We start from the raw sequence: 20,679 nt of genomic DNA on the forward strand, positions 1-20,679 counted from the left end.
AAGCGAGTCGAGACCAATGACATACGAAGAACACACCAACCCCTGAAGGAACCCATATGAGCTTCATCGAATCCGACGAGCGCAAGGCACTCCGCGAAGCCGTCCGCGGTCTGGCCACCAAGTACGGTCAGCAGTACTTCCTCGACTGCGCGAACACCGATCGCAAGACCGACGAGATGTGGGAAGAGGCGGGCGAACTCGGCTTCATCGGCGTCAATCTGCCGGAGGAGTACGGCGGCGGCGGTGCCGGAATGTATGAGCTGGCGATCGTCATGGAGGAGATCGCCGCGGCCGGAACCGGTCTGCTGATGCTCGTCGTGTCGCCGGCGATCTGCGGCAACATCATCGCCAAGTTCGGCACCGACGAGCAGAAGCAGCGGTGGATCCCCGGTCTGGCCGACGGATCGATCACGATGGCGTTCGGTATCACCGAGCCCGACGCGGGATCGAACTCGCACAACATCACCACCACTGCTCGCCGTGACGGCGACGAGTGGATCCTGTCGGGTCAGAAGGTGTTCATCTCCGGTGTCGATCAGGCGCAGGCGGTGCTGATCGTCTCCCGCACCGAGGACGCCAAGACCGGCAAGCTCAAACCCGCACTGTTCATCGTGCCGACGGATGCTCCCGGGTTCAGCTCCACCATGATCGACATGGATCTGAAGAATCCGGAGAAGCAGTTCACCCTGTTCCTCGACGACGTTCGACTCCCGGCAGACGCCCTGATCGGTTCCGAGGACGCGGCGCTGAGCCAGCTGTTCGCGGGGCTGAACCCGGAGCGCATCATGGCGTCCGCGTCGGCCGTCGGCATGGGACGCTTCGCGTTGGAGAAGGCCGTCTCCTACGCCAACGATCGCACCGTGTGGAAGGCGCCGATCGGTTCGCACCAGGCCATCGCGCATCCGTTGGCGCAGTGCAAGATCGAGCTCGAGGCCGCCAAGCTGCTCATGCAGAAGGCAGCCACCCTGTACGACGCGGGCGACGACTGGGGTGCCGCCGAACCGGCCAACATGGCGAAGTACCTCGCCGGTGAGGCGTGCGTGAAGACCGTCGACCAGGCCGTGCAGACTCTCGGCGGTAACGGGCTCACCGTCGAATACGGTGTGGCCGCGATGGTTCCGCTCTCGCGTCTGACCCGTATCGCTCCGGTCAGCCGCGAGATGATCCTCAACTTCGTCGCCTCGGCCAGCCTGGGTCTGCCGAAGTCGTACTGAGGCCGATCCCCCGCCCCGCTGGTTGAGCCCCCATCACTCCACCCAAGGAACTCCCATGACCGACACGCTCGTCCGCGCCGAGACCACCGCGGCGATCACCACGATCACGCTCGACTCGCCTGCCAACCGGAACGCCTTGAGCTCGAGTCTGGTGTCGCAGTTGCGGGCCGCGCTCGCCGCGGCCGCCGACGCCGACGCCGTGCGCGGCGTGGTGCTGACCCACACCGGCGGAACCTTCTGTGCGGGAGGCGATCTGAAGGAGGCGTTGGGTCGGGGGCTGTCACCGGAGGAGGCGACGGCCGAGGGGACTCGGGCGATGATCGACCTGATGCGGGCGATGCTGGAGATGCCGAAGCCGGTGATCGTCGTCGCTGACGGGCATGTACGGGCGGGCGGTTTCGGTCTGTTGGGGGCGGCGGACATCGCGATCGCCGGACCGAACGCGACGTTCGCGTTGACCGAGTCGCGTCTGGGCCTCGCACCGTCGATGATCTCCATCGTGTTGCTGCCCAAGATGTCGGCGCGAGCGGCCGGACGCTACTTCCTCACGGGGGAGACGTTCACGCCGGCGACGGCCGCCGAGATCGGTCTCCTCACCCAGGCGTGCGCGTCGTCCGACGAGATCGAGGCGACGTTGACCTCGATCAGCGAGGGCATTCGCAAGGCGTCTCCGCAGGGGCTCGCGGCATCGAAGAAGTTGACGACCGCCGCGCTGATCACCGAGTTCGAGGCGAACGCCGAGATACGAGCGCAGGAATCGGCCGCGTTGTTCGCCTCCGACGACGCCCGCGAGGGCATGACGGCCTTCCTGTCCAAGCGCGCGCCCGCGTGGGACGCGAGTTCGTCATGACCGGTTCGCCGCGTGAACCGCAGCAGGATCGGTCGCGTCTGACGCGCGAGAGGCTGTTGACGTCGACGATCGACATCCTTTCCGGCCAGGGATGGGCGGCCGCGACGGTGGCGCGTGTCGCGGAGGAGGCCGGCGTCTCGCGTGGGGCCGCACAGCACCACTTCCCTACGCGGGAGGTGTTGATCACGGCGGCGCTCGAGCAGATGTTCACCGATCTGACCGCATCGGCCGCGCAGGACGTGGCCGATCTGCCTGCCGGTCCGGAGCGCATCGGCATCGTCGTCGCACGTGCGGTGGAGATCTATGTGGGACGCAACTTCCGCGCGGCGCTGCAGGTCTGGGCCGCCGCCGCCTCCGACGAGGTCCTTCGCGAGCAGATCCTGCCGCTGGAGGCGAAGTTCGCGCGGGCCGCCCACGAGATGACGCTCGCCGGGCTCGACCCGGACGGTCGGAATCCGAATGCGTACCGGCTAGCGCAGGCGACGCTCGACCTGGCTCGTGGACTCGGGCTGGCCGCCACGTTGTCGGACGATTCGCGCCGTCGTGCGCAGGTGGTGGCGACGTGGGTGGAGCAGGTGGAGCTGGGATTGGGCGGGTGAGGCCGCAGACCTGCCCGCTCCTCGCTGTCGGGACGAGTCGCGGTTGCAGAGATCAGTGCTGTGGTCGGGAGTAGCGCAGACGCATCGCCCTGAGTGGACGTCACAGCACTGATCTCCAACGGCATGCGCGGGATCAGCGGTGCCCGTCGTGCTCCGCGGCGATCACGCGATCCTCGTGGTACGCCGACTCGGCGAGGATCGCCTCCTCTTCGACGGCGGGGAACTCGCGGGCCGCGTCTTCGGCGTCACGTCGTTCGGTCGACACCTGCTGCGACGACTCGGCGTCCGCGGCGTCGAGGTCCTTGCGGAGAGTCGTGAGGAGGAGTCCGCCGAGGAGTACGGCGACGGCGCCGATGATGAAGGGGAGCCGGTAGTCGGCGGGCGCCGGATGGGAACTGTCGGTGAACTGTTCGGCGATCTTCGTGGCGGCGAACGGTGCGAGGCCGCCGCCGATGAATCGGACGAATCCGTAGGTGGCCGACGCGGTGGGGCGCGGGACCGGCGCGATGCTCATGACGGCCGAGGTGACCAGCGTGTTGTTGAGGCCGACGAAGATCCCGGAGGCGACCACCGCGATGATCACGGCGATCTTGGTCTCCGCCCAGATTCCGATCACCAGAGACACGACCACCATGCCGCCGAGAGCGACGTAGAGGGCCCGGCCGGTGCCGATGCGCGCCTTCATCCACGGTGCGCCGAAGACGGCGAACAGGGCGACGAGGATGCCCCACCCGAAGAACACCCCGCCCATCGGAATCGGCTTGAACTCGATGAGGAACGGTGACACCGCGAGGATCGTGAAGAAGCCCCAGTTGTAGAGCAGACCGACGACGCTCGTCGTCGCCAGGGTCCGGTGCCTGAGCGCCTTCAACGGTTCCAGGACCGACTGCTTCTCGGGCGGTTTCGGCATCGGCTCCACCAGGACGACGGTCGCGACCAGGGCGATCAGCATGAGGACCGAGACGCCGAAGAACGGTCCGCGCCAGCTCACTTCGCCGAGGAGTCCGCCGATCAGCGGTCCGGTCGCGATGCCGACCCCGAGTGCCGTCTCGTACAGGACGATGGCGCCCTCGAAGCCGCCGCTCGCCGCGCCGACGATCACCGCCAGCGAGGTGGCGATGAACAGTGCGTTGCCGACGCCCCAGCCCGCGCGGAAACCGATGATCTCGCCGATCGATCCACTCGCTCCGGCGGCCGCGGCGAAGACGACGATCAACACGAGGCCCACGATGAGTGTGTTCTTCGCGCCGATGCGGGAGGACACCCACCCGGTGATGAGCATCGCGACCGCGGTCACGACGAGGTAGCTGGTGAACAACATCGTCGTCTGCGAATCGGATGCCCCGAGATCGCCCTTGAGCGAGTTGAGGATCGGATCGACCAGTCCGATGCCCATGAACGAGACGACGCAGGCGAACGCTACCGCCCATACCGCCTTCGGCTGTTTGAAGGGGCTCGCTGAAGCTTGTGTCATATTTACATAGATAGTCTATATAGATTATCTATGCAATAGTTGGGTGAAAGTTCCCCGATAGACTTGTGAACTGTCCGAGACGCACCACGGTGCCGATATGGAGGAAGCCGATGGTGGAGTCGACGATCCCGGTAGGCGGCGGACCGAATGCCGAGCCGCACGACTTGGTGGAGGCCTTGTATGCGCTGTACGCGCAGGTTCACCGGCAGACTCCGCGGGAGATGAGCCTGACGGCGTCGGCCACGCTGACGAGGCTGAACGACTTCGGTCCCGCGCGCGTCACGGCGCTGGCCGAGTTGCAGGGGGTCACACAGCCCTCGATGACGTCGCTGGTGTCGAGTCTGGAGGGGTCGGGTCTGGTGACTCGTCGTCGGGATCCGGCGGACGGGCGGGCGGCGCTGGTGGAACTGACCGAGGCGGGGCGGATCGCGGTCTCTCGCCGGCGGCACGCGCAAGCCGAGCGGTTCGCGGCGGGTATCGCTCGACTTCCGGACGAGGAACGGGAACGACTGGCGGCCGCGGTGCCCGCGTTGCGATTGCTGGACGAGATTCTACGAGGAGAGTAGCGGGCGGAGCTGATTCGCCGGTCCGCCGCCCGGTGGATCGGCTGTCACTCCGCGAATGACAGCCGATCCCCGTACGCCTCCACGTCCTCGATCTCGCTGACCCGATCGGTGATGATCTTGCTGACCTCGTCGATCGCCGCGACCTTCGCCAACGCCCGGTTGCCGAACTTGGAACTGTCGGCGACGACGACCGCCCGCTCGGCCGATCGGATCATCGCTCGCTTGATCGGTATCTCCAACGTGTTCGTGTTGGTGATGCCGGCGATCGGGTCGAGGGCGTCGGCGCCCATGAACGCCCAGTCGGCGGAGTAGTCGCCCATGAAGTCGACGGCGCGTTCGCCCACGAGCGTGTACACCGATCCGAGGAGTTCGCCACCGGTCACGAGCAGGCGCGCGCTGGGCAGTGTGGCCGCGTACTTCCCGATTCGCAGATCGTTCGTGATGATCGTCAGTCCCTGCTTGTGCCGGAGTTCGAGAGCGATCTGGTACGTCGTGGATCCGCTGTCGAGGACGACGGTCTGTCCGTCCCGTACGTCGGCGGTCGCGGTCCGGGCGATCGCGACCTTCTCGCGTCGTCGTTCGCCCTCCTTGACCGCGTACGGGATGTCTGTCGGGGCTCCGGCCGGCGGCCGCGCGCCGCCGTGGGTGCGCTCGGCCCGCCCCGATCGGTCGAGCGCATCGAGGTCGCGGCGGATCGTCGATGCGTCCACTCCGAGGTCCTTCGACAGCGCGGTCGCCTCGACGTACCCGTCGATCTGCAGCCTGCGGAGGATCTCCTGCCGCCGGTCGTCAGCAGACATCGAGCATCTCGCGGTGGGGTGTTACAGAAACGGCCATGCGTGAATCTTGACACATCACTTCACTGTATGCATGATTACGTGCATTACATGCTTGATTTCGAGCAAACGAGCACGCGGTCCGTGCGCGATCTTGGAGGAGTCGCTTGATGGAGATCGGCTTGATCGGCCTCGGCCGGATGGGTGCGAACATGCGTGATCGGCTGCGGGCCGACGGTCATACCGTCGTCGGGTACGACGCGGCGCCGGGAATCGGTGACGTCGACTCGCTGGCCGAGATGGTCGCCCGGCTGCCCGGCCCGCGCACCGTGTGGACCATGGTCCCGGCCGGTGAGATCACCCGCGGAGTCATCGACGAACTCGCCGGGCTCCTCGAAGAGGGCGACCTGCTGATCGAGGGCGGCAACTCGCGCTTCGACGACGACGACCGCCACGCCGAGGTGCTCGCTGCTCGCGGCGTCGCGTATCTCGACTGCGGGGTGTCGGGCGGAGTCTGGGGACGCACGGAGGGCTATGGACTCATGGTCGGCGGCGCGGAGAGCGACGTCGCACGTGCGATGCCGATCTTCGATTCGCTGCGGCCCGCGGGGCCGCGCGAGAACGGTTTCGTCCACGCCGGCCCGACCGGCGCCGGCCACTACGCCAAGATGGTGCACAACGGCATCGAGTACGGACTCATGCAGGCGTACGCCGAAGGATACGAACTGCTCGCCGCAGAATCGCGAATCGCGGCGCCCGACAAGGTGATGACGGCCTGGCAGTCGGGTACGGTCGTTCGCTCCTGGCTGTTGGAACTGCTCGTCGCGGCGCTGGGCGAGGATCCCGCGTTCGCGGCGATCACCGACTATGTCGAGGACTCGGGCGAGGGGCGGTGGACGATCGAGGAGGCGATCGACCACGCGGTTCCCACCCCCGTCATCGCGGCCGCGCTCTTCGCGCGGTTCTCGTCACGGCAGGACCAGTCGCCGGCCATGAAGGCCGTGGCGGCGCTACGACAGCAATTCGGGGGACATCACGTACACGCGAGCTCGGAGGACTGACGACATGATCAAACTCGGATACAAGGCGTCGGCGGAGCAGTTCGCGCCGCGTGAACTCGTCGAACTCGCCGTCCTGGCCGAACAACACGGCATGGACTCGGCGAGTGTCTCGGACCATTTCCAGCCGTGGCGGCACAACGGCGGCCACGCGCCGTTCTCGATCTCCTGGATGACTGCGGTCGGCGAACGCACGAGCCGCATCCAGCTCGGCACCTCGGTGATGACGCCGACGTTCCGCTACAACCCGGCCGTCGTCGCACAGGCCTTCGCCACCATGGGCTGCCTGTACCCGGACCGCATCATGCTCGGCGTCGGCACCGGTGAGGCGTTGAACGAGATCGCCACCGGATTCGACGGCGAGTGGCCCGCCTTCAAGGAACGATTCGCACGGCTGCGCGAATCCGTGCGGCTGATGCGCGAACTCTGGCGGGGCGGTCGCGTGGACTTCGAGGGCGAGTACTACAAGACCAAGGGCGCCTCGATCTACGACGTGCCCGAGTCGGGAACGATCCCGGTCTACATCGCGGCGGGCGGCCCCGTCGTCGCACGCTACGCCGGTCGCGCGGGCGACGGCTTCATCTGCACTTCGGGCAAGGGCATGGACCTGTACACCGAGAAGCTGATCCCGGCCGTCAAGGAGGGCGTCGAGAAGGCGGACCGTTCGTTCGAGGATGTCGATCGGATGATCGAGATCAAGCTGTCCTACGACACCGATCCCGAAGCCGCGCTGAACAACACGCGATTCTGGGCGCCGCTCTCGCTGACGCCCGAACAGAAGCACAGCATCGAGGATCCGATCGAGATGGAAGCCGCCGCCGACGCGCTGCCGATCGAGCAGATCGCCAAACGCTGGATCGTCGCGTCCGACCCGGCCGACGCCGTCGCACAGATCAAGCCGTATGTCGACGCCGGTCTCAATCACCTGGTGTTCCATGCTCCGGGCCATGATCAACGACGGTTTCTCGACCTGTTCGAGCGTGATCTCGCGCCGCGCCTCCGGGAACTGTCATGAGCGTCGCGGACACCTCCGCGTGGGGTGCGCTGACCGAGCACGCCGACTCCATCGCGACCCGCAGCATCCGGGAGCTCTTCGCCGCCGACTCGGGCCGGGGCGCCGCGATGTCGGTGCGCGCGGGCGATCTGTACATCGACTACAGCAAGCACCGGATCAACGGTGAGACGCTGCGCCTGCTCCATCTGCTGGCTCGCGAGACACACCTGTTCGAGCAACGTGACGCCATGCTGCGAGGAGACCGGATCAACGTCTCGGAGAACCGGTCGGTGCTGCACACGGCGCTGCGCAGACGCCGCGACGAGAAGCTGTTCCTGGACGGTCACGACGTGGTGCAGGACGTGCACGCGGTTCTCGATGCGATGGGCGATTTCACCGACCGCGTGCGTGACGGTTCGTGGACCGGCGCCGACGGCGGCGCGATCACCACGGTGGTCAACATAGGCATCGGCGGATCCGATCTCGGGCCGGTGATGGTGCACCGTGCGTTGCGCGAGTACTGCGACGGCCCCGACGTGCGATTCGTCTCGAACGTCGACCCCTCCGACCTGCTGTCCACACTGGCCGATCTGGATCCTGCGACGACGCTGTTCGTCGTCGTGTCCAAGACGTTCTCCACGTTCGAGACGATGGCCAACGCGCATGCGGCGCGCCGGTGGCTGGTGGACGAGCTCGGCGAGGACGCGGTCGGCAAACACTTCGTCGCGGTGTCGACCAATGCCGATCTCGTCGCCGAGTTCGGCATCGAACCGTCGAACGTGTTCGGATTCTGGGACTGGGTGGGCGGCCGGTACTCCGTCGGATCGGCTGTCGGACTGTCGGTGATGGCCGCGATCGGTCGTGAGCGCTTCGCCGAGTTCCTCGAGGGATTCCGGATCGTCGACGAGCATTTCGCCACCGCGCCTATCCAGTCGAACGCGCCGGTCATCCTGGGTCTGCTGAGCGTCTGGTATGCGAGCGTGCTCGACGCGGATGCGCGTGCGGTACTGCCGTACGCCAACGATCTCGCGCGTCTTCCCGCGTATCTGCAGCAGCTCGCGATGGAGTCGAACGGCAAGTCGGTGCGCGGCGACGGGAAACCGGTCGGTGTGCCGACGGGCGAGGTGATCTGGGGTGAGGCCGGAACCAACGGCCAGCACGCGTTTCATCAGCTTCTGCACCAGGGCACGCGGCTGGTGCCCGCGGACTTCATCGGATTCGCGCGTGCCGGACAGGACGTCGCCTCGTCGGACGGTGGGACCGCGATGCACGAGGTCCTGACGGCGAACATGTTCGCGCAGTCGCGGGTGTTGGCATTCGGTAAGACCAGAGTCGAGGTGATCGCCGACGGTGTGGATCCCAACCTGGCCCCGCACAAGGTGATGCCGGGTGATCGGCCCTCGACGACGATCCTCGCGCCGGAGTTGTCGCCGTCGACGTTGGGGCAGATCATCGCGCTCTACGAACACCAGGTGTTCGTGCAGGGGGCCGTGTGGGGCATCGACTCGTTCGACCAGTGGGGTGTGGAACTCGGCAAGGCGTCTGCCGTGGAGCTGGCACCCGCGCTCGCGAGCGGCGGTGGGCCGTCGGATGCGATGGACAGTTCGACCCGAGAGCTCGTGGCCGCGTTCTGGAAGGAACGGGCGTAGCCGCGTAGGAGAAGCGCCTAGGGCGTTCACCGGTAGTGCACAATCCGTCCGTGTGCTGCAGGTGAGCGCCCTAGGCGTCTGGCGATGCATCGGCGTCGCGGTCGCCTTGCCTGTCTGGACAGGCAGAGTCACAGATAGAAGACCCCGGCCCACGAGGGGCCGGGGCGTTGACGTCGGGCCCCTTACCCTCGTGGGCCCACACGGACACTATGAATTGGGCATCGCGCACGTCTGCACCGGCCGCGTCCACGGGTAATACAGGGTGTAGCCGTCGATGTACGCGCCGACTCGTAGTGTCGGCGGTACAGCGGAGGACATTCCATTCCTTCTGTCGATCGCACTTGGTAGTGAGTGGTCAGCCGAATCGGGAGGTGACGCCGGTGTGCGGACGGTCAGGCGAACAACGCCTGTCTCACGGCGCGATATCTGCCGCCACGTGCGTTCCGAACGCCCGAGCGTGATAGGTGAGCGGCTCGGCGGTCGCGTGATCGGCGTCGACGATGTCGCCGAAAACGACGACGTGGTCGCCGCCGTCGACGAATGACGCCGCGCGGCAGGCGACCCACCCTGAGGATTCGGTGAGCCGTGGGACGCCCGACGTCGTGGTCCACTCGATGCCTTCGAACTCGTCGTCGCCTTTGCGTGCGAACCGCAGGGCCTCGGCGTCCTGGTGGTGCGCGAGCACATTCACGCCGAATCCGCCCGTCCGGCGGATGATGGCCAGTAGGTCGGAAGCGCGGTCGAGTGACACCATCATCATGGGCGGGTTCATCGACAGGGACGAGAAGGCGCTCACCGTCGTGCCATGCGCGCGGTCGCCGTCGATCGCGGTGATGACGGCGACTGGCGTGCACACGTGAGCCATGACTTCCCGAAACGCCTGCACCATCGAACTGTCAGCTGAATTGTTCACGGTCTCTCCCAGTGAGTTCGTGGCTCGGTATCAGTTTTCGGCGTGCAGAATCGTGACTGCGCATGCGGCCTCCTCGAGTCCCATGATTCCGCCGCCGTTCTCGATGAGGCCGACTCTCGCGCCGGGGACCTGGCGAGGGCCCGCTTCGCCCCGGAGCTGCTCGGTGACCTCCGTGATCATCGACAGACCGCTGGCACCGACCGGATGGCCTTTGGACAGCAGCCCGCCGGACGTGTTGATCGGAATCGTGCCGCCGGGGCCGGTCTCGCCGGACTCGACGAACTGACCTCCCTCGCCGCGGGCGCAGAATCCCATCATCTCGGTCTGAAAGATCTCGCTGTACGCGGTCGCGTCGTGGACCTCGGCGACATCGATGTCGCCGGGGCCGAAGCCGGAGCGACGGTAAGCGTCGCGAGCTGCGTAATGACTCAACCCCGGTTCGTCGGCTCGTCGGTGTGTCCCACTCGTCAGTGTGGATGCCGCGATGCGTACCGCGCGTCGCCGCACGGCGGCGGGGAGCCGCCGGAGCAGGTCCCCGGATGCGACGAGGACCGCAGCGGCGCCGTCACCGACCGGCGCGCACATCGACCGTGTGAGGGGGTCGGTGACGAGGCGGTCGGCCAGGACTTCGTCGACGGTCATCGGGAACCGGTACTGGGCTCGCGCATTGTTCACCGCATAGTTGTGATTCTTGGCGGCCACCGCGGCGAACTGCTTGCGTGTGGTCCCGTATCGCGCCATGTGATCGAGTGCCTGTGCGGCGTAGGTGTCCATGAACATGGTGCGGTCGGGCCCGGTCTCGAATCGGCGGCCGAGCCCGGCCATCAGGGCGTCGTAGTCGGCGAGCGTTCGACTCGGATCCATCGAGTTATCGGCTCCCCGGTACATGTCGAAGACCGCAGACGGAGGTGCGTCAGGTCGAACGATCTTCTCGACGCCGATCGCCAGTGACAGCGCGTGTTCGCCGCTGCGGACGTCTTTGACCGCGCCTTGGAGTGCCATCGAGCCGGTCGCGCACGCGCCCTCGACGTTGGTGATGCCGACGCCCCCGGGGAGCGCTCCCGCATCCATCAGCGGTAGCAATGTGAAGTGTCCGCGCGAACTCCGCTGACCCCAGTGGTCCATCATCATGTTGCCGAACCAGACACTGCCCGGTCCGTCGGTCGTATTCGGTCGGTCGGCGTCGCGCAGAGCACCGCGCACGGCCTGATCGGCCAAGTCGGTGAACGACTGGTCGGGATGCTTGCCGAACGGCGTCGAGTACGCGCCGATCACATAGGCGTCGATCACAGTGAGCTCCTTTCTCGTCGAGTGCTCACGACACGATCCGTCGCCGGCGAAGGTCGGCGATCTCATCGGCGGACAGGCCTGCGGCGTCGCGCAGGACCTCGTCGGTCTGGTGACCGAGCGGTGCGCCCGCCCACCGGACCTCGCCCGGTGTGTCGGCCAGTCTTGGAATCACGTTCGGCATCGGGATCTGCGTACCCGTCGCATCGGCGACGGTGACGAGGTTCTCGCGCGCGGCGATATGCGGGTCGGCGACGATGTCGGTGGACGTGTGGACCGGCCCGACCACGACGTCGAACTCGCGGAGACGTTCCATGGCCTCGGTCTGGCTCCGCGCGGCGACCCAGTCCCGCAGGGCAGGAGCCATCTCCTGAGGCGATGCCCCAGGGTCGGTGATCACGCCGTCGGTCAGCAGGAGGCTGCGGACCGCGTCGAGCGACTTCGAGGTCGCGGCGGAGATCACGATGTTGTGGCCGTCGCGCGTGCGGCAGATGTCGGTGAGGAACGCGTCCTCGAACGGGAACTGGTTGCCGGTGCGACTGACCTCCCAGCCCTGCAACTCACGCAGGGGCACTTGCCATTCGATCATCCGCATCAGGGACTCGTACAACGCCAGGTCGATGTGCTGCCCCTGACCGGTGGTCTCCCGAGCATGCACCGCGACCATCACGCCGTACGCGCCCATCAATCCGGTGGTCGCGTCGCCGAGCGAGTACCCGGGATGGACCGGAGTCGCGTCGGCCGCACCGGTGAGATGAGTGGCGCCACTGAACGCCTCGGCGATCTTGCCGAATCCCGGACGGCTGCTGTTGGGGCCCTGGTGTCCGTATCCCGAGATGCTGAGGTAGATCAGACCGGGGTTCAAGGCGTGCAATTCCTCCCAACCGAGCCCGGATCGGTCGAGGACTCCGGGACGAAAGTTCTCGACGAGGATGTCGGCCTCGGCGATCAGTCGATGCACGACGGCGAGTCCGTCCGGATCTTTGAAGTCGATGCAGATCGACCGCTTGTTGCGGCCGGTGACCGACCACCACACACTCGAATGCTCCAGGTGCGGGCCCATTCGGCGGAGGCTGTCGCCGACCTCGGGCTGTTCGATCTTGATGATGTCGGCACCGAAGTCGCCGAGAAGCGATCCAGCGAACGGTGCGGCGAGGGCATGCCCCAGTTCGACGACGCGGAGGTCTGACAGCGGACTCATTCGAGCTCCAAATCGATAGGTGAGAGTTGAGAATTGTTAGGTGAGGGTTGCCGGCCGATCGGAGTCCGTATGTCAGACTGGCTCGCACACGCGACTGTCGGGGATGCGACGTGCAGCAGTCGTGTCGCGGAGGAGGGTGTGATGCAAGCGCTGAAGCGGTTGTTGGCGATTCTGGACATTGTGGCGGCTACCGGGGCTGCGAGCCCGGCGGAGATCGCCGCACAGATGGACCTGCCGTTCTCAACGGTCGCCCGGCTGACACGCCAGTTGGCCGAAGAAGGCCTCCTGGTTCGCGGCGGCGAGTCCAGTCGGTACGAGATCGGTTGGCGGATCTTCGATCTCGCAGCTGCGGGGCAGGGCTCATTCGATCTCGGCGCCGCAGCGGTGCCGGTGATGACCGGCCTCCGGGATCGCTGTGCCGAGACCGTGTCGCTCCACGTTCGCAGTGGAGACCAGCGGGTCTGCGTCGCCGCCGTCCAGAGCGAGGCCGAACTGCGACGGGTCGTCGATCCGGGGTCCGTCCAGGGGCTGGTCGACACAACGGGAGGTGAGGTCCTTCTGGCGGGCGAGGTCGATGGTGAGGCGTCGGCGGCCGTCGGTCGTCTCGACCTCTCGCCCGACGACGTCGACGCGCTGGCTGTGCGGCTGGCCTCGATCCGTGCCCGCGGGTATTCGGTCGGTGTCAACGAGAAGTTGGGGATCACCGCGATCTCGGTGCCGGTGGAGCACGCGGGGCGGACCGCGGCGGTACTCAGCGTGTCGGGGCCGATGTTTCGCTTCTCGTCGAACGCGGCCGAGGGGCTCGCCGCCGACATGATCGACGTCGCCGCACACATCGCGCGACTCATTCCGGGCGGACCTGGGCACGCGGCGCCGTAGCGCCGGCGTCGGTCGTGAGGTCGCCGAGGGACTTCCACAGCTCCGATGCGGCCGTGGCAGGCGTCGGTCGACCCGCACCGTAGGACAGCACTTCGGCACTCAACGGACCGGTGAAGCCGATTGCGGCGATCGCGCGTGTCATGTCCGACAATGGGTGGTCTCCATCGCCGGGGCATCGGCGGCCGAGTCGGCTGCGATCGGCGAAATCGACTGTGCTTCGGGCGAATCCGACGCCGTCGGCGACCTGAACGAGCCCGATCTGCGCAGGGGTCAGACTGTGTACGAGTGCGATGAGCGACGCGTGGTCGTCGGTGCTGTGCAGCAGGTGCCAGCTGTCCAGAAGCAGTCGACACCGCTCCCAGCCGACCCGGTCGACGATGTCCATCGCGGCGTCGAGTCTGGGCAGCGGCCCGTACGCCATGAATTCCAAGCACAGGTACGAACCCGCATCGGCGATCAGATCAGCGCACGCCTTCAGCTCGTCGACGACGCTGTCGTCGACCGGATCTTCGATCACCGCATTGCAGACCGGGGCGTCGTCGAACCGGCCGATGAGGTCGGCCAGTGTCTCCGCGTCCTGACGGCCACGACCGGAACCGACTCGTAGAACGCCGATGTCGGTGCAGGTCATGCCCAGATTCTCGGATGATTCGACGAGCCGTGCGCGGCCTGCCACGGAGGTGATGTCGGACGCGATCGTCAGGGTGTCCCACCCGATGTGTGTGCATCCGACTGCCGTCGCTGCCTCCAGGAAACCGCTGGAGTCGATTGCGCTGTACGGAGGGCTCGTCGGGGAATCGAAGGTCATCCAGTTGATGGATGAAAGCGATGGTTGCACGCGTCTCTCCTCAGCGTTGACATGTCCCGCATGGCATGGTGTGATCTGTACGACAACCATACAATGATAGATGGCTATCACTCAACGATCGTCTCAGTGGGAGAGAGTGTTATGACCGACAGCACGCCGGGGCAGGCGAAAGAGATCCGGCTGAACATGCTGGAGCAGTGCAATCCGAGTTTCCAGGCATTCGGTCTGTGGACGCACCCGCGGGACGTCTCGACCGGTTACACCTCCATCGACTATTGGGTCGAGTACGCGAAGATGCTTGAACGCGGTCTGTTCGACAACTTCTTCCTGGCCGACGTGTACGGCATCCCGGACGTATTCGAGGGGCGCGCCGACGGGGCGCTGAAGAACGGCTGCCAGGGTCCGAGTCTGGATCCGACGGTGCTGCTGCCCGCCATGGCCTACGCGACGACGAACCTCTGCTTCACCGTCACCGGCAGCGTCACTTACGAGCAGCCGTATCAGTTCGCGCGTCGGTTCTCCACCCTCGATCACATGCTCGACGGTCGACTAGGCTGGAACATCGTCACCAGTTATCTGACCAGCGGTGCCATCGCGATGGGCCGCGACGGACTCGAGACGCACGATACGCGCTACGACATCGCCGACGAGTTCCTCGACGGCGTCTACTCGTTATGGGAGGGGTCGTGGGACGCGGGCGCCGTCGTCCGGGACAAGAGTGCACCCCTGTACGTGGATCCGGCCAAGGTGCGACCGGTCTCATTGGACGGCGAACACTACCGGTTCACCGCGATCGCTGCCACCGAGACGTCGCCGCAGCGCACGCCGGTCCTCTTCCAGGCCGGGACATCGAGTCGGGGCAAGGCCTTCGCGGCCGCCCATGCGGAAGGCGTGTACATCAACGGCACGTCGAAGGAGGTCGTGGCCGGGCATATCGCCGACTTCCGCAAGGTCGCAGCCGATTCCGGGCGTGACCCGCGAGCGCTCAAATTCTTCATGGGCATCTCAGTGTTCGTCGATGACACCGAACAGGCGGCGAAGGATCGACACGCCGAATATCTGCAGTACTCCAGCACCGAGGGATTGATGGCGATGCTGTCGGGTGCGATGGGGATCGACCTGTCGCAGTACCCGCTCGACGAGCGCATCGAGTTCCAGGAGAACGACAGCAATCGGTCGGTCATGGAGGCGATGACGCGAAACAACGAACTCACTCTGCGTCAAGCACTCGAAGCGCGAGCCTTGAACGGCACGAACCTGGCGCTCGTCGGATCGGCCGAGCAGGTCGCCGACGAACTCATCAGCTGGATGGACGAGACCGACATCGACGGATTCAACATCGCGCGCATCGTCAACCATGAGACGACGCAGAACTTCATCGACAAGGTGATCCCGATTCTGCAGGAGCGTGGCCGGTACAAGGCGGCGTACGGCGAGGGCACGTTCCGCGAGCGGCTGTTCGGTGACGGGCCGCATCTGCCCGAGGACCATCCGGCGGCACAGAAGCGGCAGTACTGAGAGGTCGGGCGACGTGATTCTCGTACTGGGGAAGTACCACACGGACATCGACAAGTCGGGCGAGCTCTTCGCGGCGCACAAGGCCTATTTGGGATCGCTCGTCGATCGTCGCGCCGTACTCGCGTCGGGACCGCGCGACGGCGGCTCGGTCATCCTGGTCTACGGCGAGGATCAGCAGCAGGCTCGGGGGTTGATGGAGGCGGACCCGTTCCATGCGGCGGGGGTGGTGTCGTTCGAGTACACCTCGTTCCACGTCGGGCTCGTCGACCCGGCCAGCGGTCTCGCGGAAGGATGTTGAGCAAATGACGACCGAACGCTGTGAACTCGTGGTCTCGAACACAATGTGGCAGCACCTGGAGTTCTACGACACGGAGACGTTCGAGGAGGTCGCGCGTATCGATGACCTGATCGCGCAGCCGCATGAGATGGCCTTCGACCACAAGCGCCGTCTGCTCTACCTGACGCACACGTACCGTGCCGGCGGATACGGGGAGAAGGGGCAGGAGCACGCCCACGAACTGTCGGTGATCGATGTCGACGCCAGGAAGGTCGTCGACGTCATCGACCTGCGTCCGTACTACGGGCCGCACGACGTCGAGTTCGACGTCGAACGAGATCTGATCTACACCGGCGTCGAACGCGTCGATGGACGGAACGGCGTCGTCGTGGTGGATCCAGAGACGCGCACCGTGGTCGACTCGATTCCGTTGGAGCCGAACAACTCCCATTGGCTCGGACTGACACCGGACGCGTCGAGGCTGTTCGTGGCTCATAAGGAGGGCGTTCAGGTCTCCGTGGTCGATCTGGCCGCGCGGGAGGTGGTCGGCGCGATCCCGGTACCGCACGGCACCGAGGAGGTCGACTGCTCGCCCGACGGCCGGTTCGCCTACGTGGCCACGCCGATCATGAAGGTCCTCAACAACGTCAGCCAGGGCGCGATGAACCGGCTCCCCGCAGCGGAGGGCGATCCGCCGACCCAACTCCTCAAGATCGATGCGGCCACCCACGAGATCGTCGGCTCGATCGACTTCGAGGGCATCGTCTGCGCGGTACGCGTGGCGCCGGACGGTTCGGTGATGGTCAGCGAGATGCTGTTCCCGGAGCCCGACGAGGAGGATCCCGGTGAGGTTCCCGGTCAGGTGCACCTGATCGACGCCGACACGATGACGCGGCGTTTCCAGGTCCAGGCGGGCGAACTCCCGTTCACCATCCGCTTCTCACCGGATGGTGCGACGGCGTACGTCGCCAACCTCAAGAGCGGTACCGTCACCGTCGTCGACGTCCCGGCCCGCGCCGTCGTCCACACCATCGAGCAGCACGTCGGAGCCAAGATGGGGGGCTCCCACGGGATGGCCGTCGTCCCGGTGTCACCGCATGGGTGAGCCACTGATTCGCCCGGTCGGCGAACCCACCACTGAGCAGGCCGCATTGCTTGCGAAGGCGCCGACGCTGCCGGACGGAACGATCCGCAATCTGTTCCTGACACTCGCGTGGCATCCGACGCTGTTGAAGCGCTTCAACGCCATGATGGGCGTGTTCATGCGCTTCAACGAGGTCCCTGATCACGACCGCGAGGTCTGCATCCTCCGCGTCGCGGCCCGCGTCGGATCGCGATACGAACTGGCGCAGCACATTCCGATCGCGCAGACCTGCGGTGTCGACGACGACCTGATCGAGGCGGTCGTCGCACTCGGCGATCCCTCAGCGCTTCCCGAACGCGCGGCGTTGCTGTGCGCGGTCGCCGACCAGATCCTCGAGTCGGGTCGGATCTCCGACGACCTCTGGACACGGGTCCGAGAGGTCTTCGCCGACGAGTCGGCGGCGCTGGAACTGGTGATGCTCATCTGCCTGTACCGGGCGGCCGGCGACTTCATGAACATCGTCGGCGTGGCGCCGGAGCCGGACATGGAAGAGCTGCTGCGTTCGAGGGCGGTCGACGGCGCGTAATCGAGATCGCCGGCACGACAGGCTGGAGGCACAACGGCGGTGCGGATCTTTACCCGTATCCGGTAAAGATCCGCACCGCTGTTGAGTTTGACCGTCGATGACGATTCGCACAGCGAGCTCGTGGCCTCGTTCTGCGGAAGTGGAATCCGCGGCCCCGTCGGGCGGAGAGCGCCGGACGGGGCCGCGGAGTCTTTGGGCGGTCCTACACCGCGTGGTCGATCACACCACGGACGTTCAACCCGTTCCGCAGGTCCTCATACCCCTGGTTCACGTCCTCCAGCGAGTATCGCTTGGTGATCAGTTCGTCGAGCTTGAGTTCGCCCGCGTCGTACATGCGGAGCAGCTTGACGATGTCGTACTGCGGGTTCATCGAACCGAACAGCGTGCCCATGATCGTCTTCTGATTGAGCGTCAGGTCGGTGCCGGACACCTGGACGGTGAGCTTGGTCGGGTCGGCCAGTCCGGTGATGACCACCTTGCCGCCCTTGCCGATCACGGCGGTGGCGGCCTGCACCACGGGCACGTCGACGGTGCCGACCAGAATGAGCGCGGCGTCGGCGCCCTGGCCCCAGGTCAGTTCGGTGACCTTCTCCTGCGCCTCCTCCGCGGTGGCGAAGGCGTGGGTGGCGCCGAACTTGAGGGCCTCGTTGCGCTTCATCTCGATCGGGTCCACGACGACGACGTACTTGCAGCCCGCGGAGACCGCGCCCTGTACGGCGTTGATGCCGAGGCCGCCGATGCCGTAGATGACGGCGGTGTCGCCCGCGCGGAGGTTGCCCGCGTTGACGGCGGTGCCCCAACCCGAGGGCACGCCGCAGCCCACGAGGACCGCGGTCTCCAACGGCAGCCAGTCGTCGACCTTGACCACCGAGTGCTGCGAGATGGTCGCGTACTCGGAGAACGTGCCGAGCATGCACATCGCGCCGAAGTCCTGCCCGTCGCCGTGGAAGCGGAACGAGCCGTCGGGCATGGAGCCCTCGAGGATCGTCGCACCCATGTCACACAGGTTCTGACGGCCGGTGGAGCAGTAGCGACAGGTGCCGCAGTTCGGGATGAAGCTGCACACCACGTGGTCGCCCGGCTTCACCTTGGTGACGCCCGGCCCGACCTCCTGGATGATGCCGGAGCCCTCGTGACCGCCGACGATGGGGTAGCGGGGCGGCAGGTCGCCGTCGGTCAGGTGCAGGTCCGAGTGGCACAGGCCGGCGGCCGTGTACTTGATGAGCACCTCGCCCGCACCGGGGCCGTCGAGCTCGAGTTCCATGATCTCGAACGGCCTGCCTGCTTCGAGGAGGACTGCTGCTTTGGTCTTCATAGAATGTCTCCTTGTGTCGTACGGGTGGGTCAGAGCGCGATGTTGACGGACTTGGTCTGGGTGTAGTGGTCGATGGCGGAGTCGCCGAGTTCGCGGCCCCAGCCGGACTGCTTGAACCCACCGAACGGCAGGGCGGTGTCGAACCCGTTGTACTGGTTGACCCACACCGATCCGGCTTGGACGGCGGCCGCGGTGCGGTGCGCCTTGGAGAGGTCCTTGGTCCAGATGCCCGCGGCCAGACCGTAGATGGAGTTGTTCGCGGCGCGCGCGACGTCGTCCTCGTCGTCGAACGGCAGCGCGGCGACGACGGGGCCGAAGATCTCCTCCTCGACGATCGAGAACTCGGGCTTGACGTCGACGAACACCGTCGGCTCGATGAAGTAGCCCTCGTCGCCCCACCTCTTGCCGCCGGTCAGTGCGCGGGCGCCGTCGGCCAGACCCTGCTGGATGTAGCCGTTGACGCGATCGAACTGCTCCTGCGAGACGAGGGGTCCGAGCTCGGTGGTCGGGTCGAGTCCCGGCCCGATCTTCGACGCGGCGGCGGCGTCGGCGACGGCCTGGGTGAACTCGTCGAAGATGTCGCGCTGGACGAACATCCGGGTACCGGCCACACAGCACTGGCCGTGGTTGAACATCCACGCGGCCACCGAACCGGCGACCGCGGCTTCGATGTCGGCGTCGTTGTAGACGATGTTGGGGCTCTTGCCGCCGAGTTCGAGGGTGACCTTCTTCAAGTTGCCGGTCGATGCCTGCACGATCTTCTTGCCGACCTCGGTGGACCCGGTGAACGCGACCTTGTCGACGTCCATGTGCGCCGACAGAGCGGCACCCGCGTCACCGAAGCCCGGAACGATGTTCACCACACCGGGCGGGAAGCCGGCTTCTTCGAAGACCTCGCCGAGCATCAGGGCGCTCAACGGAGTCTGCTCGGCCGGCTTGAGGACGACCGTGTTGCCCGCGGCCAACGCCGGTGCGAGCTTCCACGTGGCCATCAGGATCGGGAAGTTCCACGGAACGATCTGGCCGCACACGCCGATCGACTCGCGGCGGGTGTACGCGTGGAACTGCGCGTCCGGTGCGAACGGCATCGACGGGGTGATCGACGAGCCCTTGATCTTGGTCGCCAGCCCCGCGTTGTACCGCCACACGTCCGCGGACCAGCCGACGTCGACGGCGGTCGCGATGGCCACGGACTTGCCGTTGTCGAGAGCTTCGAGCTGTCCGAAGATCTCGGCGCGCTCGCTCAGGATGTCGCCGACTCGCCAGATGAGGCGTTCGCGCTCATTCGGCTTCATCCGGGACCACGGGCCCTCGTATGCGGCGCGGGCCGCGGCGACGGCGCGATCGATGTCGGCGGCCTCGCCGTGGGCGACGTTGGTGATCACCTGACCGGTCGCCGGGTCCTGGGTGGCGAACGTGCGGCCCGATGCGGCGTCGACCCACTGTCCGCCGATCAGCATCTTGCGGTCCGTCGAGACGAAGTCGGCGACTGCGGGGAGCAGAGCCGGAGCAATGGTGGTCATCTACAGCTTCCTAACGCGAGAGAGTTGTGAGGTGCGCCACGTCTGGCGTATGTCATTTCTCCCACAGCGCGCAGAGCGCCGCGTGTACGGAAACTGAACAGTGCGGTT

At 66.3% G+C, this 20,679-nt stretch carries 20 protein-coding genes; 12 read left to right on the forward strand and 8 right to left on the reverse strand.

Annotated features, from left to right (window positions below):
- Positions 1-56: 56 nt before the first annotated feature.
- Genes BKA16_RS07200 through BKA16_RS07210 form a run of 3 tightly spaced genes read left to right on the forward strand, consistent with a single transcriptional unit; the run spans position 57 to position 2,663 of the window.
- The gene (locus BKA16_RS07200; RefSeq protein ID WP_183370014.1) at positions 57-1,214 is read left to right on the forward strand and encodes an acyl-CoA dehydrogenase family protein; all 1,158 of its coding nucleotides are present in this window, start codon (positions 57-59) and stop codon (positions 1,212-1,214) included.
- A 55-nt stretch (positions 1,215-1,269) separates the two neighbouring features.
- Positions 1,270-2,064 carry an enoyl-CoA hydratase family protein gene (locus BKA16_RS07205; RefSeq protein ID WP_183370015.1) on the forward strand — a complete coding sequence of 265 codons (795 nt, stop codon included), beginning with the start codon at positions 1,270-1,272 and terminating at the stop codon, positions 2,062-2,064.
- Positions 2,061-2,663, forward strand: coding sequence for a TetR/AcrR family transcriptional regulator (locus BKA16_RS07210; RefSeq protein WP_183370016.1), 603 nt, complete (start codon positions 2,061-2,063; stop codon positions 2,661-2,663). Before BKA16_RS07205 ends, BKA16_RS07210 begins: the two co-directional genes overlap by 4 nt.
- Positions 2,664-2,796: 133 nt before the next feature.
- On the opposite strand, the gene BKA16_RS07215 is transcribed toward BKA16_RS07210, so the two are convergent.
- Entirely contained in the window at positions 2,797-4,137 is a 1,341-nt protein-coding gene (locus BKA16_RS07215) for an MFS transporter (RefSeq protein WP_183370017.1), read from the reverse strand.
- A gap of 110 nt (positions 4,138-4,247) precedes the next feature.
- Here BKA16_RS07215 and BKA16_RS07220 point away from each other — a divergent pair, with 110 nt between their 5' ends.
- Positions 4,248-4,703 (forward strand): MarR family winged helix-turn-helix transcriptional regulator, encoded by a 456-nt coding sequence (locus BKA16_RS07220; protein WP_183370018.1) that lies wholly within the window; start codon positions 4,248-4,250, stop codon positions 4,701-4,703.
- Between the two features lie 44 nt (positions 4,704-4,747).
- Here the strand turns inward: BKA16_RS07220 and BKA16_RS07225 are convergent, their stop codons facing one another.
- Positions 4,748-5,503 carry a DeoR/GlpR family DNA-binding transcription regulator gene (locus tag BKA16_RS07225; protein ID WP_183370019.1) on the reverse strand — a complete coding sequence of 252 codons (756 nt, stop codon included), beginning with the start codon at positions 5,501-5,503 and terminating at the stop codon, positions 4,748-4,750.
- A gap of 146 nt (positions 5,504-5,649) precedes the next feature.
- On the opposite strand from BKA16_RS07225, the gene gnd reads away from it, so the two are divergent.
- Genes gnd through pgi form a run of 3 tightly spaced genes read left to right on the forward strand, consistent with a single transcriptional unit; the run spans position 5,650 to position 9,180 of the window.
- Positions 5,650-6,540 carry a phosphogluconate dehydrogenase (NAD(+)-dependent, decarboxylating) gene (gnd, locus tag BKA16_RS07230; protein WP_183370020.1) on the forward strand — a complete coding sequence of 297 codons (891 nt, stop codon included), beginning with the start codon at positions 5,650-5,652 and terminating at the stop codon, positions 6,538-6,540.
- Positions 6,541-6,544: 4 nt separating this feature from the next.
- Positions 6,545-7,552, forward strand: a complete 1,008-nt coding sequence (gene fgd, locus BKA16_RS07235; RefSeq protein ID WP_183370021.1) for a glucose-6-phosphate dehydrogenase (coenzyme-F420) — start codon at positions 6,545-6,547, stop codon at positions 7,550-7,552.
- Positions 7,549-9,180, forward strand: a complete 1,632-nt coding sequence (gene pgi / locus BKA16_RS07240; protein WP_183370022.1) for a glucose-6-phosphate isomerase — start codon at positions 7,549-7,551, stop codon at positions 9,178-9,180. Before fgd ends, pgi begins: the two co-directional genes overlap by 4 nt.
- Positions 9,181-9,592: 412 nt before the next feature.
- Here the strand turns inward: pgi and BKA16_RS07245 are convergent, their stop codons facing one another.
- From BKA16_RS07245 to BKA16_RS07255, 3 genes are read right to left on the reverse strand one after another with little or no spacing between them, the layout of a single operon-like run.
- Positions 9,593-10,093 (reverse strand): flavin reductase family protein, encoded by a 501-nt coding sequence (locus tag BKA16_RS07245; RefSeq protein WP_382426702.1) that lies wholly within the window; start codon positions 10,091-10,093, stop codon positions 9,593-9,595.
- A 30-nt stretch (positions 10,094-10,123) separates the two neighbouring features.
- Positions 10,124-11,383 (reverse strand): thiolase C-terminal domain-containing protein, encoded by a 1,260-nt coding sequence (locus BKA16_RS07250; protein ID WP_221246767.1) that lies wholly within the window; start codon positions 11,381-11,383, stop codon positions 10,124-10,126.
- Between the two features lie 25 nt (positions 11,384-11,408).
- Entirely contained in the window at positions 11,409-12,581 is a 1,173-nt protein-coding gene (locus tag BKA16_RS07255) for a CaiB/BaiF CoA transferase family protein (RefSeq protein ID WP_183370025.1), read from the reverse strand.
- Between the two features lie 141 nt (positions 12,582-12,722).
- Here BKA16_RS07255 and BKA16_RS07260 point away from each other — a divergent pair, with 141 nt between their 5' ends.
- On the forward strand, positions 12,723-13,460 hold the full coding sequence (locus BKA16_RS07260; RefSeq protein WP_183370027.1) for an IclR family transcriptional regulator: 738 nt from the start codon (positions 12,723-12,725) through the stop codon (positions 13,458-13,460).
- Here the strand turns inward: BKA16_RS07260 and BKA16_RS07265 are convergent.
- Positions 13,426-14,268 (reverse strand): sugar phosphate isomerase/epimerase family protein, encoded by an 843-nt coding sequence (locus tag BKA16_RS07265; RefSeq protein ID WP_183370028.1) that lies wholly within the window; start codon positions 14,266-14,268, stop codon positions 13,426-13,428. The genes BKA16_RS07260 and BKA16_RS07265 overlap by 35 nt on opposite strands.
- Before the next feature lie 141 nt (positions 14,269-14,409).
- Here BKA16_RS07265 and BKA16_RS07270 point away from each other — a divergent pair, with 141 nt between their 5' ends.
- The 4 genes from BKA16_RS07270 to BKA16_RS07285 are packed head-to-tail and all read left to right on the forward strand — an operon-like array spanning position 14,410 to position 17,733.
- On the forward strand, positions 14,410-15,786 hold the full coding sequence (locus BKA16_RS07270; protein WP_183370031.1) for an NtaA/DmoA family FMN-dependent monooxygenase: 1,377 nt from the start codon (positions 14,410-14,412) through the stop codon (positions 15,784-15,786).
- 13 nt (positions 15,787-15,799) lie between these two features.
- Positions 15,800-16,084: a YciI family protein gene (locus BKA16_RS07275; protein ID WP_183370033.1), complete on the forward strand. Its 285-nt coding sequence runs from the start codon at positions 15,800-15,802 to the stop codon at positions 16,082-16,084.
- Between the two features lie 4 nt (positions 16,085-16,088).
- A complete protein-coding gene (locus BKA16_RS07280) occupies positions 16,089-17,168 on the forward strand; it encodes a YncE family protein (protein ID WP_183370034.1) in 1,080 nt (359 codons plus the stop codon).
- Complete coding sequence (locus tag BKA16_RS07285) at positions 17,161-17,733, forward strand: carboxymuconolactone decarboxylase family protein (protein WP_183370035.1); 573 nt, start codon at positions 17,161-17,163, stop codon at positions 17,731-17,733. Before BKA16_RS07280 ends, BKA16_RS07285 begins: the two co-directional genes overlap by 8 nt.
- 202 nt (positions 17,734-17,935) lie before the next feature.
- Here the strand turns inward: BKA16_RS07285 and BKA16_RS07290 are convergent, their stop codons facing one another.
- Together BKA16_RS07290 and BKA16_RS07295 are read right to left on the reverse strand one after the other, a co-directional pair.
- Positions 17,936-19,048 carry an NDMA-dependent alcohol dehydrogenase gene (locus BKA16_RS07290; RefSeq protein ID WP_183370036.1) on the reverse strand — a complete coding sequence of 371 codons (1,113 nt, stop codon included), beginning with the start codon at positions 19,046-19,048 and terminating at the stop codon, positions 17,936-17,938.
- Between the two features lie 29 nt (positions 19,049-19,077).
- A complete protein-coding gene (locus BKA16_RS07295; protein ID WP_183370038.1) occupies positions 19,078-20,571 on the reverse strand; it encodes an aldehyde dehydrogenase family protein in 1,494 nt (497 codons plus the stop codon).
- Positions 20,572-20,679: the final 108 nt, after the last annotated feature.

It is taken from the genome of Gordonia humi, from assembly GCF_014197435.1.
GTDB classification, from domain to species: domain Bacteria; phylum Actinomycetota; class Actinomycetes; order Mycobacteriales; family Mycobacteriaceae; genus Gordonia; species Gordonia humi.